Annotated in this window: 18 protein-coding genes and 1 riboswitch; of the genes, 9 read left to right on the top strand and 9 right to left on the bottom strand. The window is 38.0% G+C overall.

Features of this window, described 5'->3' with window-relative positions:
• Window positions 1-20: 20 nt before the first annotated feature.
• The 3 genes from moaCB (at window position 21) to EGS71_RS04235 (ending at window position 2870) form a co-directional block, all read left to right on the top strand.
• On the top strand, window positions 21-944 hold the full coding sequence (gene moaCB, locus EGS71_RS04245; RefSeq protein WP_000799981.1) for a bifunctional molybdenum cofactor biosynthesis protein MoaC/MoaB: 924 nt from the start codon (window positions 21-23) through the stop codon (window positions 942-944).
• A complete protein-coding gene (locus tag EGS71_RS04240; RefSeq protein ID WP_002010289.1) occupies window positions 944-2179 on the top strand; it encodes a molybdopterin molybdotransferase MoeA in 1236 nt (411 codons plus the stop codon). Before moaCB ends, EGS71_RS04240 begins: the two co-directional genes overlap by 1 nt.
• A gap of 208 nt (window positions 2180-2387) precedes the next feature.
• Window positions 2388-2870: a winged helix-turn-helix transcriptional regulator gene (locus EGS71_RS04235; RefSeq protein WP_000870671.1), complete on the top strand. Its 483-nt coding sequence runs from the start codon at window positions 2388-2390 to the stop codon at window positions 2868-2870.
• Here EGS71_RS04235 and EGS71_RS04230 read toward each other — a convergent pair.
• Window positions 2867-4270 carry a PLP-dependent aminotransferase family protein gene (locus tag EGS71_RS04230; protein WP_001076969.1) on the bottom strand — a complete coding sequence of 468 codons (1404 nt, stop codon included), beginning with the start codon at window positions 4268-4270 and terminating at the stop codon, window positions 2867-2869. The genes EGS71_RS04235 and EGS71_RS04230 overlap by 4 nt on opposite strands.
• 122 nt (window positions 4271-4392) lie before the next feature.
• On the opposite strand from EGS71_RS04230, the gene EGS71_RS04225 reads away from it, so the two are divergent.
• Window positions 4393-5256 (top strand): DMT family transporter, encoded by an 864-nt coding sequence (locus EGS71_RS04225; protein WP_001168989.1) that lies wholly within the window; start codon window positions 4393-4395, stop codon window positions 5254-5256.
• A 4-nt stretch (window positions 5257-5260) separates the two neighbouring features.
• On the opposite strand, the gene EGS71_RS04220 is transcribed toward EGS71_RS04225, so the two are convergent.
• From EGS71_RS04220 to tusD, 4 genes are read right to left on the bottom strand one after another with little or no spacing between them, the layout of a single operon-like run.
• Complete coding sequence (locus EGS71_RS04220; protein ID WP_001047540.1) at window positions 5261-5572, bottom strand: TusE/DsrC/DsvC family sulfur relay protein; 312 nt, start codon at window positions 5570-5572, stop codon at window positions 5261-5263.
• A 19-nt stretch (window positions 5573-5591) separates the two neighbouring features.
• Window positions 5592-5876: a hypothetical protein gene (locus EGS71_RS04215; RefSeq protein WP_000194628.1), complete on the bottom strand. Its 285-nt coding sequence runs from the start codon at window positions 5874-5876 to the stop codon at window positions 5592-5594.
• 17 nt (window positions 5877-5893) lie between these two features.
• Complete coding sequence (locus EGS71_RS04210; protein WP_000859773.1) at window positions 5894-6244, bottom strand: hypothetical protein; 351 nt, start codon at window positions 6242-6244, stop codon at window positions 5894-5896.
• 44 nt (window positions 6245-6288) lie between these two features.
• The gene (gene tusD / locus EGS71_RS04205; protein WP_000105718.1) at window positions 6289-6657 is read right to left on the bottom strand and encodes a sulfurtransferase complex subunit TusD; all 369 of its coding nucleotides are present in this window, start codon (window positions 6655-6657) and stop codon (window positions 6289-6291) included.
• A 65-nt stretch (window positions 6658-6722) separates the two neighbouring features.
• Here tusD and galE point away from each other — a divergent pair, with 65 nt between their 5' ends.
• Together galE and fumC are read left to right on the top strand one after the other, a co-directional pair.
• Window positions 6723-7730 (top strand): UDP-glucose 4-epimerase GalE, encoded by a 1008-nt coding sequence (gene galE / locus EGS71_RS04200; protein ID WP_000604790.1) that lies wholly within the window; start codon window positions 6723-6725, stop codon window positions 7728-7730.
• A gap of 114 nt (window positions 7731-7844) precedes the next feature.
• A complete protein-coding gene (gene fumC / locus EGS71_RS04195; RefSeq protein ID WP_001194768.1) occupies window positions 7845-9239 on the top strand; it encodes a class II fumarate hydratase in 1395 nt (464 codons plus the stop codon).
• A 133-nt stretch (window positions 9240-9372) separates the two neighbouring features.
• Here fumC and EGS71_RS04190 read toward each other — a convergent pair whose 3' ends face one another.
• Entirely contained in the window at window positions 9373-9669 is a 297-nt protein-coding gene (locus EGS71_RS04190; protein WP_000701849.1) for a hypothetical protein, read from the bottom strand.
• Window positions 9670-9850: 181 nt separating this feature from the next.
• Window positions 9851-10312: a hypothetical protein gene (locus EGS71_RS04185; protein ID WP_001081043.1), complete on the bottom strand. Its 462-nt coding sequence runs from the start codon at window positions 10310-10312 to the stop codon at window positions 9851-9853.
• 310 nt (window positions 10313-10622) lie between these two features.
• Between EGS71_RS04185 and EGS71_RS04175 the strand changes: the two genes are divergently transcribed.
• Window positions 10623-11114: a hypothetical protein gene (locus tag EGS71_RS04175; RefSeq protein ID WP_000949167.1), complete on the top strand. Its 492-nt coding sequence runs from the start codon at window positions 10623-10625 to the stop codon at window positions 11112-11114.
• Between the two features lie 145 nt (window positions 11115-11259).
• A riboswitch (glycine riboswitch) is annotated at window positions 11260-11347 on the top strand.
• A gap of 177 nt (window positions 11348-11524) precedes the next feature.
• A complete protein-coding gene (locus tag EGS71_RS04170) occupies window positions 11525-12769 on the top strand; it encodes a D-amino acid dehydrogenase (protein ID WP_001120924.1) in 1245 nt (414 codons plus the stop codon).
• A 46-nt stretch (window positions 12770-12815) separates the two neighbouring features.
• Here the strand turns inward: EGS71_RS04170 and EGS71_RS04165 are convergent, their stop codons facing one another.
• The gene (locus tag EGS71_RS04165; protein WP_001139838.1) at window positions 12816-13460 is read right to left on the bottom strand and encodes a hypothetical protein; all 645 of its coding nucleotides are present in this window, start codon (window positions 13458-13460) and stop codon (window positions 12816-12818) included.
• Between the two features lie 103 nt (window positions 13461-13563).
• Between EGS71_RS04165 and ispF the strand changes: the two genes are divergently transcribed.
• Entirely contained in the window at window positions 13564-14046 is a 483-nt protein-coding gene (ispF, locus tag EGS71_RS04160; RefSeq protein WP_000226512.1) for a 2-C-methyl-D-erythritol 2,4-cyclodiphosphate synthase, read from the top strand.
• Here the strand turns inward: ispF and EGS71_RS04155 are convergent.
• Window positions 14043-14567, bottom strand: a complete 525-nt coding sequence (locus EGS71_RS04155) for a protein tyrosine phosphatase family protein (protein WP_000209125.1) — start codon at window positions 14565-14567, stop codon at window positions 14043-14045. The two genes, ispF and EGS71_RS04155, sit on opposite strands and share 4 nt — an antisense overlap.
• Window positions 14568-14570: the final 3 nt, after the last annotated feature.

The following is a 14570-nucleotide window of genomic DNA, read 5'->3' as shown; positions in this document are numbered from 1 at the left end:
ATGTAATACTAGGATAAATAATGAAAAACGTAGGAATGAAGCCGGAAAGTTATCGTGTTGCCGAAGCACAAGCGATTTTATATGCACCACCGCACTGTATTGAACTATTAAGACAAGGAAACACGGAAAAAGGTGATGCATTAAAAACAGCACGTGTTGCAGGAATTTTGGCAGCAAAACGAACTGATGAGCTGATTCCACTATGTCATCCGCTACCGATTTATCGGGCAGATGTAGAATATGAATTGGAACATGACTTTGTAAAAATTATTGCTGTCGTTGAGACCATTGGACCAACTGGTGTAGAAATGGAAGCTTTAACGGCGGCAAGCCTTGCAGGTTTAACTATTTACGATATGTTAAAGCCTCATTGTGAACCAGAAGAACTCTGGATGGATCAATGTAAACTACTTAAGAAAAAAGGCGGAAAATCCCATTTTAAACGGGTATTGCGTCAACCTGTTTCGGCTGCTGTTATTGTCTTGTCAGACACCGTAGCAGCGGGTAGAAAGCCGGATACTGCCGGAAAATCTGTGGTTGAAACTTTAACTGAAGCTGGATTTGATCCGATCCATTATCAAATTTTGCCTGATGAAGCAGATGATCTCAAAGAATTGGTCCTAGAACTCACCAAATCGTATGCTTGTATTATGACCGTGGGTGGGACAGGAATTGGTAAGCGTGACATTACAGTTGATACGCTAGAGCCTCTTTTAGAACGTAAATTAGATGGCTTAATGGAAGCTGCTCGCTCATTTGGACAAAAACGCACGCCATACGCTGCTATGTCACGCGGAGTAGCCGGGTTTATTGACCGTTCGTTAGTAGTGACGTTACCGGGAAGCCGTGGTGGAGCAAGCGAATCAATGGCCGCTATTTTACCCGCATTAGTCCATATTTTTGATGTTTGCCGTGATTTACCGCATCCAGGAGGCTATGAATAATGTCAGGTTGTGGTGCTGAGCGTGGATTAATCAGTATAGATGAAGCGCTAGATTTAGTTATTAATAAGCCTAAAAACTTAAGCTCTATTCAAAAGACTCTAACAAATAGCCTAAGTAGTTATCTTGCCAAAGAGATTTACTCTGAAATTAATCTACCTAGCTTTTCTCAAAGTGCGGTAGACGGTTATGCACTTTGTAGCCATACAGAAGATTTAAATAATCAAAAGTTCCAAGTCACAGGTGAGATTCGTACCGGAAGCGAGAGTCATGACATACTCGGTGAAGGTCAGGCGATTCGTATATTTACGGGCGGCAAAATTCCTGAAGGGACAACGCATGTAGCACGGCAAGAAATCGTATCGGTTATTTCGGCTCAAGAAATTTGTTTAACGGAACATATACGCCCTCAAGCCGATATCCGCTTTACCGGAGAAGAAATCCAGCAAGGGCAGTTACTTGCTCAAGTAGGTCAGTTTCTAAATATTGGAAGCTTGGCTGCTTTAAGTATGGCAGGTGTGCAAACCCTTGAAGTCTATCGTGCACCGAAAGTCGCTGTTTTGATCACGGGTGATGAAGTTGCTCAAACGGCAAAAGATTTAATCGATGGAAAAGTCTTTGATGCAAATGGTCCATTACTAAAAGCTTGGTTTGAAGATTATGGTTTAGATGTTGAACTCATTCATGTGGCAGATGAAGCAGATCAGGTCACCCATTACTTTAACCAACTAAAAGACAGCTATGATGTTGTTATAACGACTGGCGGAGTTTCGGTAGGAGACTACGACTTTGTTCGGCCCTGTGCTTTCGAAGTTGGATTTGAACAAATCTTTTGGAAAGTTAAACAAAAACCGGGTAAACCTTTATTCTTTGCCGAATACCATAATTCACAAACCCACCATTCCTGTTATTTGTTAGGCTTACCGGGCAATCCGGCTGCGGTATATGTCGCAATGCAAGTTTATGGTAAATCTTTGCTTGATGCATTGCAGGGCAATAGACATGGACCAGAATGGTTTACTGCAATTTTAGAGCATGATTTAAAAGAAGATGCACGTGAGCGTTTTTTACGAATGTATGCTTACTTTGATGCAGGGCAACTTAAAGTAAAAAGTTTGGCCAAGCAGCAGTCCCATATGCTGAGTAACCTTATGCAAGCCAATAGTTTAGTCCGTATTCCTGCAAGTACAAAACTAGCATCAGGAACGGTGCTAAAGGGGATCTTTATTTCAAATTAACTTATAAATAAGCTGTATATAATTAATCCATACTGATGGATTAATTATATTTTATAACTATTTTTAGTGACTGTTATTTTAAAAAATAAGCTTTATAAATATACTAAAAACTTATTTCTAAGCTGAATATTGCATATAACATATTAAGTGGTTTAGGGTATAAATAATAAGGCAAGTAGGCCAGTTTTATATTGAGGAAAGCATAAAGATGAAATGGGATGACATCGGTGATCAGCCTTGTTCTGTTGCCCGTATGCTATCAGTGATTGGTGATCGATGGACGATGCTAATATTACGTAATGCTTTTATGGGAATTCGTCGTTTTGATGACTTTCAAAAATCATTAGGTGTCACTCGTCATGTCCTTTCTGATCGCTTAAAACGGTTGGTTGAATACGAAATTTTAGTGAAAGCGCCTTATTTTGACCGTCAGGAACGCTTTGAATATCGTCTCACAGATAAAGGCTTTGAGCTTTATCCAATTATCTTATCTATGGCGAACTGGGCAGATAAATGGATGGACCAAGGTTTAGGTAAACCTTTGGAATATCGACACAAAGCATGTGGACATAAGTTTGAACCTGTTATGGTGTGTTCAGTATGTCGTGAACCATTACATGCAAAACAAGTTCAGGTTTCGGCTGGGCCGGGCTATTTTGCTTATATGGAACAAAAGCAAAAACAGGCTTAAACTTGTTTCTCTAACGACTCTTGTAGAAGCGCTTCTGCAAGAGTCTTATAAATATAATCATGATTTGATTGTGTAATATTAAAACGGATAAATTGACCTGCCGATTGTGCTTGGCTAAAGGCATTACCCGGGGCGAGAATCACTTGCCGATTCAGGCAAAAACGGGCAATCTTCGCTGCATCTACACCTTCCGGTAGACGACACCACACAAAAATTCCAGCTTTGGGCTCAATCCACGGTTCTATCCCAATCGATTTAAGCTTCGCGATTGTTTCTTGCATGGCTTGAGCTAAACGAACTTTTAATAAATCTAGATGCTTACGATATGAACCATCGGTTAAAGCTGTGTGTAAAATCTTGGCTGAGAGTCCATTGTGAGAAAAGCTGGTGGCTATTTTTAAATCGGTAATTTGATCAATCCATTCTGGTTTCGCAATAATATAGCCGCAGCGAATGGAAGCAGAGAGCGTTTTAGAGAAACTTCCAATAAAAATCACGCGTGAAAGGTTGTCTAGGGCTGCAAGTCGTGGAGCGGGAGTATATTCAAAATCTGAGAAGATATCGTCTTCAATCACAATTAAATTAGACTGATCAATCAACTTTAATAATTGATGAGCTGTCGAGAGTGAGAGTGTTGCACCAGTTGGGTTGTGTATTCCGGAATTTGTAATATAAAGCCGAGGGTTATAGCTCTCGATAGCTTCTTTAAATGCCTCTAAGTCCGGGCCATTTGGAGTGTAGGGAATACCAACAACTTTAACTTGATGAACTTTAAGTAGAGCATGAAAGTTAAAGTAGCAAGGGTCATCAATTAGAACTACATCATCTGGTTTAAGTAAAAAACGACAAACCAGATCAATAGCTTGAGTGCCTGAATCGGTTAGAAGGACTTGATTAAGGTTTGCCTCTATACCTTTACTTTGTGCCCGTCTAGCCAGTAGATCTCTTAATGCGGGCAGCCCTAACGGTGAAGAATAACCCAATAAACTATCGTCTTCGCTACGTGTGGCTGATCTTAATGCTTTGCGGATACTTTCAAGTGGCATCCAATCATTTGGTAACCAACCACAACCGGGTTTAAACGCATTAGGTTCTGCTTCTAAAGACTGGCGTGAAATCCATAACGGATCTATAGAGCGATCTAATTTGGGTCCTAATTCACTTAAGGCTAAAGGTGCAAGTGGTGCCACGACATAAAAGCCGGAACCACTACGTGATTCAATTTTACCTAGGGCAATTAATCGCTCATAAGCTTCGACAATAGTAGAAACAGAAAAACCTAAATCTTTGGCTAGTTTACGTACAGAGGGAAGTCGGGTTCCTGGAGTTAAAGAGCGATTCTTAATTTGTTGTTCAATCTGTGAAATAACAAGTTCGATTTTTGTTTTGGTCTGGTTCACACTATTTATCTCTAACTGTACTGTTTGCTTATACATAACAGTTTTTTTAAATTGTACTGCTTTGTATCTGGTTTTGACACCATATCACAGCTTAAATTCTTCGTATAGTTGCGGAGAATAATATGCAAAAGTTTATGAACGGTTGGGTGAATGGTTTTATTGGGGTTGCAATTTTTGCTGGTTCATTACCGGCTACCCGTGTTGCGGTAACAGGTTTTGAGCCTGGTTTTCTAACAGCAGCAAGAGCTGTCATTGCAGGAGTTTTGGGTTTAATTCTTATCTTTTTGCTTAAGGAAAAAAAGCCTGCTAAACAAGATTGGTGGCCACTCGCTATTGTGGCTTTAGGCGTTGTAGTTGGTTTTCCCTTATTTACTGCGCTTGCTCTACAGTATATGAACGCAGCCCACTCGATTGTCTTTGTTAGTCTTCTGCCATTAGCTACTGCCATATTTGCAGTAGTGAGAGGTGGAGAAAAACCAAATTTATTTTTTTGGATATTTGCAATTTTAGGCAGTTTGGTTGTTTTTACCTATATGTTTTTCTTATCGGGTGAAGCTTTTTTTGGCATCGGCGATTTATACATGCTTATTGCAATTATTCTATGTGGATTTGGTTATGCAGAAGGCGGAGTACTTTCGAAAAAAATAGGTGGATGGCAGGTGATTTGTTGGGCGCTTATTTTAGCTTTGCCGATTATGCTGCTTGCTACTCTTTTTTATATGCCCGTTTCCTTTCAAGATGTATCTACATCAGCGGTAGCAGGACTGGTTTACGTATCTTTATTTAGTATGCTCATCGGGTTCTTTTTTTGGTACAAAGGACTTGCACAAGGCGGTATTGCTGCAATTAGCCAGCTACAGCTTTTACAGCCTTTAATGGGACTTGCGATTGCCGCACTTTTATTACATGAACACGTAAGTTGGTCGATGTTAATGGTAACGGCAGTAACAATTTTATGTGTCGCTGCCGCTAAAAAATTCGCATAAAAATTTATAAACAATTTGCCGGTTTAGGAATACCAGCCAAGCGACTGAGATGGCGAGCAACTAAACCGGTATTAAATTTTTGCTGTAAAACAGCATTATTAATATCTGGACTGACGGTTTTCATTAAAAACTTAATCAAAGGACGTGTTGCAGGAGAATGCCCAAATTGCTGATAAAATTGGCGAACCGCAGCTAAAACTTCATAATGCCAATCTGTTAATTCAAGATCGAGAGATTTGGCGAGTTCCTGTGCGACTTCGGGATTCCAAATCGTATAGTCGACTAAATGACCATCTTGATCTAATTCTAAATTCATAAAAATGAGCCTAACTATATTATTTCAAAGAAATGCATCGATTAAATTGTAAAACCAGATCCGCAAACTGATCATAGTTCAATACCTTAACGTGAGCCAAGGTTTCTGCATCAATTAAATCTTTTTCATGAGACAAACAAGAAACTGAGCCAAACTGCTGACAAATATTTACCGAAAGTTGAGCAGTTGAGTCACCCATAAAAACAATTTGATCATCTTTATGAAATAGCTTTGCAAGTTCTTCAATAATGCGAGGAGTATGGTGATAAGAAGCTTGCACAAGATAAAGAGTTGATTGCGTCATTAAAATTACACCTTTATCTACCAATATAAGACATGATCGAAAGACTGGATGAGTTCAGTATCTAACTGAACAAATTCTAGTTCTTGCTCACTGTTTTGAACAAATGGATGCTGTTTGTTTTTTGCTTCAATAAGAATTGGACTTAAGTCATAAAACTCAAAGCTATCCACCATGTTTGAAGCAATTTTAAAAGCATGCTGCAATTGGTCGAAGTTACCTTCATTTTGTAAAAGACTAAGAGCCGCATCTTTTAATAATACTTTGACTGGTGAGCCAAAGGTTGCTAAAACCATAGTAGCGGCGAGGCTTTCATTGACTTGTAGGCTGGTTAAATTGGCTTGGGTCAAAATAACGAGTACAGTTTTCACACAATATACCTTTTAAAAGCAACAATCTAAGTTAACAAAGTAACTTAAAATTGAAGAAGACGAGAGGCTGACTGTACTGCATCAGCAAGTTCACCTAGACCAACCAACTCAAAGTTGTTCGCTAGGTTGTGATGACTAAGTTGATGGCGACTCGCATTTTCTGCATCGGTAATCCCGCGTGCAAGAGCAGCGCTAACGCAAACAGGAAGTCTGATCGCGAGCTTTTGCCATTCATGCGTTAAATTACGCTGGTCGTCAGGAACCCACTGAAAATCATTCGCAACTTGAACGCCATCTTGGTAAAAGAATACACGAAAGTCTTCATTTTTACTTTTGAGTGCCTGAGCTAGGCCCAGCGCATGCCAAGCATGGATCGAAGTAGGAGCAGAGGTTATTAGTAGTAATGTACTCATTGAGAATTCACTATGGTCATACGTCTAAATGGGCGTAGATACATTAAGAGAAAGGTAAGTATACAATGATTTTAGTGACAGGTGGTTTAGGCTTTATCGGTTCACATATTGCATTGAGTCTCATGGCTCAAGGCCAAGAAGTGGTTCTTGTCGATAATTTGGCTAACTCGACCTTGCAAACGCTTGAGCGGTTAGAATACATCTCTGGTATGTACGTTCCGTTTGTTAAACTTGATGTACGTAACACGCCTGCATTGAACAAAGTATTTGAACAGTACTCAATTGATGCAGTCATTCATACGGCTGGTTTTAAATCTATTGAAGAGTCTAATTTAAAACCGCTTGAATATTATAATGATAATGTCAGTTGTATCATGAGCCTATTGCGTGCAATGCAACGTACAGGCGTCCGTCATTTTATTCATTTATCTAGTTTGGCAGTCTATGGAAAATCTGGTTCACAGTTAAGCGAAACAGATGATTTCAACTATGCTTATCCTAACCCTTATATTAAGTCGCAACAGATGATTGAAGAAATCATCCGTGATACTTACAAAATTGATCATGAATGGAAAATTGCAATTTTACGTCTATCAAATATTGTAGGTGCTTTTGAGCATGGCGTATTAGGCGAGTATGTAGCACAGCTCCCTAAAAATATTGTACCGCTTGCCATGCAAGTTGCAGCGATGCAACGTGATTTAATTGAGTTACAAGATCAGTCTTCTACCGAGGACCATACCGTGGAACGTAGCTTTTTACATGTATTAGATGTATGTGAGGCAGTAAGCTCAACTTTACATTGGTTACGTGATCAAACCCATTGCTGTGAAGCTTTTAATATTGCTCATGAGCAAGTGCATTCGATTCGTCAATTATTAGATGAAATTTCACAGGTTACCCAAGCCGAAATTCCGACACAATCTGCGATTTATAAGCATGAAGAGTTAGCACAGATTGGTGCAAATATAGGAAAAGCAAAAACTTTATTACAATGGGCACCTAAGCGAACTTTAAAACAAATGATTGAAGATGAATGGAGATTTTATCAAAATACATTAAATGGAAGATAAGATAATGATTCTTATTTACAATAATGGAATGCTTGAGTACGATACTAAAATTAACTAGCCAAAGCATAAATTGCTTCAGCCCGTGAGTTCTTTAACCAGATAACCGAGGTTTCTATGCAAACACGAATTGAACATGACACAATGGGTGAGATTGAAGTTCCGAATGAAGCGCTGTGGGGTGCACAAACCCAACGTAGCTTACAGAACTTTAAAATCGGGCAGGAGCGTTTACCCCGTGCCATGATTCGAGCGATGGGCTTGGTAAAAAAAGCAGCGGCAATAACCAATGCAGAGTTAGGCCAGTTACCACAAGATTTGAGCCAATATATTGTGGGGGCAGCTGAGGAAGTGATTGCAGGGAAATGGGACTCTCAGTTTCCACTTGTGGTTTGGCAAACAGGTTCAGGTACGCAAAGTAATATGAACTGTAATGAGGTGATTGCAAATATTGCAAATCAAAAGCTAGGCCAAGCGCTCGGAGCACAAAAGCCGGTACATCCAAACGACCATGTTAACCGCGCACAATCTACTAATGACTCATTCCCAACGGCTATTCATGTTGCGGCAAGTTTGCAAATTAATGAATTACTGATCCCTGCTGTAGAACAGCTTAAAGCGACTTTGCAAAAAAAGTCAGACGAATTCCAAGATATTGTTAAAATTGGCCGTACCCATTTACAAGACGCAACGCCACTGACACTTGGTCAAGAGTTTAGCGGTTATGTTTCTCAGCTCGAGCATGGTTTAGTGCGTTTACAACAAGCTTTAAGTGGTCTGTATGAGTTGCCATTAGGTGGCACAGCCGTAGGAACTGGGTTAAATGCTCATCCTGACTATGCTGTTAAGGCAGCAGCTCAGCTTGCAGCTTTAACGGGTTTGCCATTTGTTACCGCTCCTAATAAATTTGAAGCACTTGCAGGACGTGATGCTGCTGTGTTTGCATCAGGTGCATTAAAAACACTAGCGGTAAGCTTAAACAAGATTGCCAATGATATTCGTTGGTTAGCAAGTGGTCCACGTTGCGGCTTCGGCGAAATCCGTATTCCTGAAAATGAACCTGGTTCAAGTATCATGCCAGGTAAAGTGAACCCGACTCAAAGTGAAGCCATGACCATGGTTGTTGCCCAAGTACTTGGCAACGATACCACTATTAATGTCGCTGGTGCTTCCGGTAACTTCGAGCTCAATGTATTTATGCCAGTGATTGCTTATAACTTACTGCAATCTATTCAGTTGCTTGGTGATGCATGTAATAGTTTTAATGATCACTGTGCAGTAGGGATTGAGCCAAATCGTGAGAAAATTGATCATTTCTTGCATAATTCTCTTATGTTAGTTACGGCATTAAATCCGGTTATTGGTTATGAAAACTCTGCAAAAGTGGCGAAAACTGCTTATAAAGAGAATAAAACTTTAAAACAAGTTGCTGTAGAGCTAGGACTTGTTACAGCGGAGCAATTTGATGAAGTGGTTAAACCTGAAAAAATGGTTTCGCCAAATAGTAAATAAGCGATTTAACAATAGCCATCAGCAGTATATTTTGTAGCGATTTTACAAACTCTTAACTACTGATGGCTATTATGCTTAAGATGTTAAAGTTAGGGCCATTCATTTACCCTAAGTTATTTATTAAAAATAAGAGCTATACCAATAGATCTTCTATATATTCCCAGCCATTAGCTTTCATCTCTTCAAACTTTCTTTTTAATTCTTCTTTTGTATATTCATGTGAGTCTTTAGCTAAAAGAATATGATAAGAATTAGATGCTGGATCTATAGTGACCTCATTAATTTCTACTGGCTGAATCACACCATTTTCGGTCAAACCAAGATCAGTAAAGCACATTCCTTTTACCGGAATAACACTGCATTCATACTCTTTAGAAATAAAATAATTATTTGAATAAGTTGAATAGGTACGTGAAGCGCGAATCTTCATTGCTATCTCCTTTATTTGTAGAGAAGATTTGAGTAGTGTGGCGCGTTTTAAAAGCTAAAACTGTTTACTTTTTATTGTTTGTTTACTATGAATCTTTGTTATTTAAAATATTTTTAACAATCTATATCAAAATTAACTGTAGAAGCCTCCTTTTTAAAAGAAGGCTTCAATATAGATAAGCTTATCTTGAGATTTTGTAAACTTTATTTTTATATTCATCACGAGAAATGACACCTTTATCATATTGTTGTTTTAATGATCTATATTGTTGATAACGAACATCTCTTTGAAGGCCCATGTTGTCATGATTTCTAATGTAATAGAGACTTCGTTCATGATCACTCATATTTACAGTATGGTCAGGAGAGTGAGAATAAGTGTTTTGTGGTTGCTCTTCTTGGTAGTGTTTTGCAATCTCAAAAAAATCTACGTTTTGTTTGTTTGAATCAGAGCGGAAAGGATTGTGTTGTGATTCGTTAATTTTATGATCTGAACTATTATTTACCTCAAGCATACTTTTATGACGTTTTGACTCTTGTCCATAAAATTCATATTTGGTTGGGGAGAGAGTTGTTTCAGAAAATACAAAAGGAGAAAAAGTAGCAGTACTTAAAACTAATAAAATTAATTGTAATCTATTCATTTCTTTGGAAGCCCAGATGAAAGTGAGTAAATCACTGTATTATAACACTAAATTTAACAGTAAACTAAAAAATAATATATCTAAAATATGCATATTTTTAATTTTCAAAGTTGTATAAGATTTATTTGCAAGTTTCTAGGTTGTAATTATTCATTATTAAGCTTTATCAAACCAACTTGGTGTTGAATAAGCTGCCATAATTGTTAAAATGCCCACCTTATCCTGTTTTTATATTATTTTTTAATTGCTTTCGTTCTTGCAATTTTTAAATTAATTATGAAAAACAGTCGTTTAGTTAAGGATTTTTTGAATGCTCTCTATTTATTTAACAGATACTCAACAACATGTGCAATTTAATGATTACCCAAGTGATCAGCCTGTTAAATTTCTGTTAAATCTTAAAAAGATTTTTCCAAGTACTGGTGATTTATTATTACCTGTTTTACCTGAAGATAATGATCTGGAAAATGTAACTTGGGAATCAACCTCAAAAGACTTTGAAATCTTCAAAAAGTTATTGGCAGGTTGGGGTGTGATTGAGCTTCGTTTAAATGCAATTACTGCTTATAAAGATAAAAACTTTGCAAATGAGCTAATTAAACAAGCTCAAGCGAAACGTAAAAAAGTAGCACAAAAAAATCATCAACTTTCTTTAGTTGCATTGGATTATATTTTTATGCACGAAATTCATGCACTCATTGATGCTGAACTGTTCACAATAGGCGAGAAATTTTATTTGCCAACCTTGCGGGAGCAATGGAAAGGTACCGTTTCGGACCAAGTGCTTAATGGAAAGCTCTAATGAATATCAAAAGGTGAATTCTTATAATTCACCTTTTTTATAATTAAATCAAAAGATTGTGTGTTTTTTTGGTGGGTTGTACAAAAGTTTACAAGAAAAGAATGCGTTTTTTTAAAAGTGGCAGATACATTGCTTATATAAATACAAAATTATTGCGGGAGAGAGGTTCTTAAGAACCCGCCGAAGGAGCAACAGGCCCGGAAACTCTCAGGCAAAAGGACTGTAATAATTAAAAAATCTGGAGAGCAGCTTAAGATTTATAAGCATGGAGAATAAAAACTTATAAGTCATAAACTCACCGAAGGGGAAGATCGAAATACTAAAAGGTAGTATTTAGGTCGAAACTCTCAGGTACAAATGACAGATGGGCTGTACTGATGAAATGTTCTTGCATTTCAGAGGAGTCTGTTATGCCACATGTTATTGTGATTGGTGCAGGAATCACAGGGGTTACTTCAGCCTATGAATTATCTCAATTAGGTTACCAAGTCACAGTGATTGATCGCCATCTTTATCCAGCCATGGAAACATCATTTGCAAATGGAGGGCAATTATCTGCTTGTAATGCAGAAGTCTGGAACCAGAAAGCGACCGTTATAAAAGGTTTTAAATGGATGAGGCAAAAAGATGCTCCTTTATTATTGAATCCTTCCTTTAGCCTACATAAATATAGTTGGTTGGTTGAGTTTTTGTCTCATATTAAAAACTATGAAGCCAACACAATAGAAACCGTTCGCTTGGCATTACTTGCGCGTAAGCGCTTGTTTGACGTAGCTGAAAAAGAGCAGCTTCAATTTGATTTGGAGAAACGCGGTATTCTTCATATGTACCATACAAAGGATGATTATGACATCGCCAAGCGAGTTAATGATGTCTTAAATAAAGGGACTTTAGAACGTTACTCGGTTTCACCTGAGGAAATGAAATCAATCGAACCTTCTTTAACGGGTGAGTACTTTGGTGGCTATTACACACCAAGCGATGCAACCGGTGATATCCATAAATATTCAACCTCTTTAGCTGAAAAGACTAAACAATATGGCGTTCAGTACAAATTCGGTTTGGAAGTTACTGATATTAAGTGTCATACAGATAAAGTGGTACTGAATTGTCAGCCAAGTGCTGAGCATCCGCATCTTTCCCAAACAGACAGCTTTCAATTAGAAGGTGATGTTCTGGTGGTTTGTGGTGGTGTAGGAAGTTATCAGTTGGCTGATATGATTGGTGAACGTGTAAATGTTTATCCGGTCAAAGGTTATTCAATTACCGTCCAATTAAAAGATGAAAAAAGTATAAAAAATGCACCGTGGGTGAGTTTGTTGGATGAGAGCGCTAAAATTGTAACGTCTCGTTTAGGACCAGATCGTTTACGTGTAGCAGGTACGGCCGAGTTTAATGGTTATAATCGAGATATTCGAGCCGACCGTATTCAACCTTTGGTAAATTGGGTAAACCGCAATTTTGACATTTCAACTGAGCATGTTGTGCCTTGGGCGGGTTTAAGACCAATGATGCCTAATATGTTGCCAGTTGTGAAACAGTCTAAACAGTCTCGAGTTTTCTATAATACGGGGCATGGTCATCTAGGCTGGACTTTGTCAGCAGCTACAGCTGTTTTGGTGAGTCAGGATATTCAACAAAAGTATCCAGCATAAAAAGAAAAGCCAGTGTCTATGCACTGGCTTTTTTATTTTATATTCACTAGTCGTACAGGCGATAAATTCCTGTGAAGCGCTCACAACCTTTTTGCTGGGTTTTTACGATGAGCAGTGCTTTCTGAAAGTCAAATTTATATTTACAGTTATGTTCATTATCTAAAATTTCACTTTTCTGTTCAGGAGAGCTGTAAGCCATAAGTGAAACCGTTTGGGTTTCTTTTCGGTTATTCGGATTACGGTAAGCTAAACCTTCAATTTTGATTTTATCTTTAGCAAGTTGATGTATTTGTAAATGAACGGGCTGAGATGCAATATGTCCATTTTCAAATTTAAGATAATGCTGAGTTAGGGTTTGTTTAAGTGAAGCATAAAAATTTAAATCATCACCACGTACATCAAACTGTTGTTGAATACATGAATTGGTTTTGCATTGTTGTGTTTGTCTAAGCCACAATGTTTGAGTATCTTGTAGAAGCTGCAGGGGGGCATCTGTGACCAAGTATGCAGAAAGATATTTATTGTTGAGCTGCTTTCGTGCTTCGCTAAAGGTTTTTGAACAGATTTTTAGCTCTGCTTTTGAGTTGGAGCAGTCGATAGACTCTGCAAAAACAAGCGATGAGCATAAACAACTCAATGTCACGACAAAACTTAATCTTTTCAATTGATTCATATCAGTATTCGACGGCATGATCGCTTATACTTTCAGTCTACTTTGCTAAGTGTACTATAGCGAAACACGACGGTTGAATACAAGATTTCTTAAGCTTTTATAATAGAAGGGAAGAGTTTATATGGTTGCTCAAATTCGTATTGGACAAGGAATGGATGTGCATGCCTTTGAAGAGGGTAACTTCGTAACCTTAGCTGGCGTTCAAATTCCGCATACGCATGGTTTGAAGGCACATTCTGATGGCGATGTCGTGCTACATGCATTATGTGATGCATTACTAGGTGCTCTAGCACTTGGTGATATTGGTCAGCATTTTCCGGATACAGATCCAGAATTTAAAGGAGCGGATAGCCGTGTTCTACTTAAACATGTTTATCAATTAATATTAGACCGAGGTTATCATTTAAATAATGCTGATATTACGGTAGCTTGTGAGCGTCCTAAATTAGCCAAATACAATTTGGAAATGCGTCAAAGCATTGCAGATGTTTTAAATGTAGATTTAAATCAAATTAGTATCAAAGCGACCACAACCGAAAAACTTGGATTTACTGGTCGCCAAGAAGGAATTTTAGCAACAGCGACGGTGTTAATATCTCATTAAACTAAATCATTGGTTTGTTGCAAAGACTGTTGAAGTTCTAAGGTAGCCTTACGGCCTTGAAGCTGTAAGGTAATACTATGAATGAGTCCTGTCCATGTTTCATTTGGCTCCCAAATCTCATGAAGCAAATCCTGACAGGTTGGCATATCCATATTCATATAAAATTGTCTGTAGACATACATAAGACAACTTACGCGTTTATTTTTGGCACAATGTATCCAAGCAATTTCATTCTGCACTAAATGATCAATCAAATCTAAAACTAATAAGCATTGGTCAGAAGAGGGTGTTTCCCAGTCAATTGGAATATGAATATAATTTAAACCATATTCAAGACAGACCTGATCTTCATTTTTAATACTATCTGGTGAATTCGATAAAGCTAAATTTATAACAGTGCTACAACCATACTCTTTAATGAGCTTAAGTTGTTCGATAGAAGGTTGCGCTGAACTAAATAAATGTTCATGAATGATCGAAAATGCAGGGATTTCAGATAATGATTGTTCAAGGGTTGTCATAAT

It is taken from the genome of Acinetobacter sp. FDAARGOS_559 (genome assembly GCF_003940475.1).
Taxonomy (GTDB): domain Bacteria; phylum Pseudomonadota; class Gammaproteobacteria; order Pseudomonadales; family Moraxellaceae; genus Acinetobacter; species Acinetobacter baumannii.
The sequence above is the reverse complement of the archived record's forward strand: the minus strand, read 5'-3'. Positions and strand labels throughout refer to the sequence as shown.

Excerpts from the sequence above, each read along its gene's own strand:
- EGS71_RS04220 (WP_001047540.1), bottom strand. The coding sequence starts at position 5,572 with ATGAATTTAGAATTAGATCAAGATGGTCATTTAGTCGACTATACGATT.
- ispF (WP_000226512.1), top strand. The coding sequence starts at position 13,564 with ATGGTTGCTCAAATTCGTATTGGACAAGGAATGGATGTGCATGCCTTT.
- fumC (WP_001194768.1), top strand. The coding sequence starts at position 7,845 with ATGCAAACACGAATTGAACATGACACAATGGGTGAGATTGAAGTTCCG.
- EGS71_RS04215 (WP_000194628.1), bottom strand. The coding sequence starts at position 5,876 with ATGACGCAATCAACTCTTTATCTTGTGCAAGCTTCTTATCACCATACT.
- EGS71_RS04175 (WP_000949167.1), top strand. The coding sequence starts at position 10,623 with ATGCTCTCTATTTATTTAACAGATACTCAACAACATGTGCAATTTAAT.
- EGS71_RS04240 (WP_002010289.1), top strand. The coding sequence starts at position 944 with ATGTCAGGTTGTGGTGCTGAGCGTGGATTAATCAGTATAGATGAAGCG.
- EGS71_RS04165 (WP_001139838.1), bottom strand. The coding sequence starts at position 13,460 with ATGCCGTCGAATACTGATATGAATCAATTGAAAAGATTAAGTTTTGTC.
- moaCB (WP_000799981.1), top strand. The coding sequence starts at position 21 with ATGAAAAACGTAGGAATGAAGCCGGAAAGTTATCGTGTTGCCGAAGCA.
- EGS71_RS04190 (WP_000701849.1), bottom strand. The coding sequence starts at position 9,669 with ATGAAGATTCGCGCTTCACGTACCTATTCAACTTATTCAAATAATTAT.
- tusD (WP_000105718.1), bottom strand. The coding sequence starts at position 6,657 with ATGAGTACATTACTACTAATAACCTCTGCTCCTACTTCGATCCATGCT.
- EGS71_RS04170 (WP_001120924.1), top strand. The coding sequence starts at position 11,525 with ATGCCACATGTTATTGTGATTGGTGCAGGAATCACAGGGGTTACTTCA.
- EGS71_RS04185 (WP_001081043.1), bottom strand. The coding sequence starts at position 10,312 with ATGAATAGATTACAATTAATTTTATTAGTTTTAAGTACTGCTACTTTT.
- galE (WP_000604790.1), top strand. The coding sequence starts at position 6,723 with ATGATTTTAGTGACAGGTGGTTTAGGCTTTATCGGTTCACATATTGCA.
- EGS71_RS04155 (WP_000209125.1), bottom strand. The coding sequence starts at position 14,567 with ATGACAACCCTTGAACAATCATTATCTGAAATCCCTGCATTTTCGATC.
- EGS71_RS04235 (WP_000870671.1), top strand. The coding sequence starts at position 2,388 with ATGAAATGGGATGACATCGGTGATCAGCCTTGTTCTGTTGCCCGTATG.
- EGS71_RS04225 (WP_001168989.1), top strand. The coding sequence starts at position 4,393 with ATGCAAAAGTTTATGAACGGTTGGGTGAATGGTTTTATTGGGGTTGCA.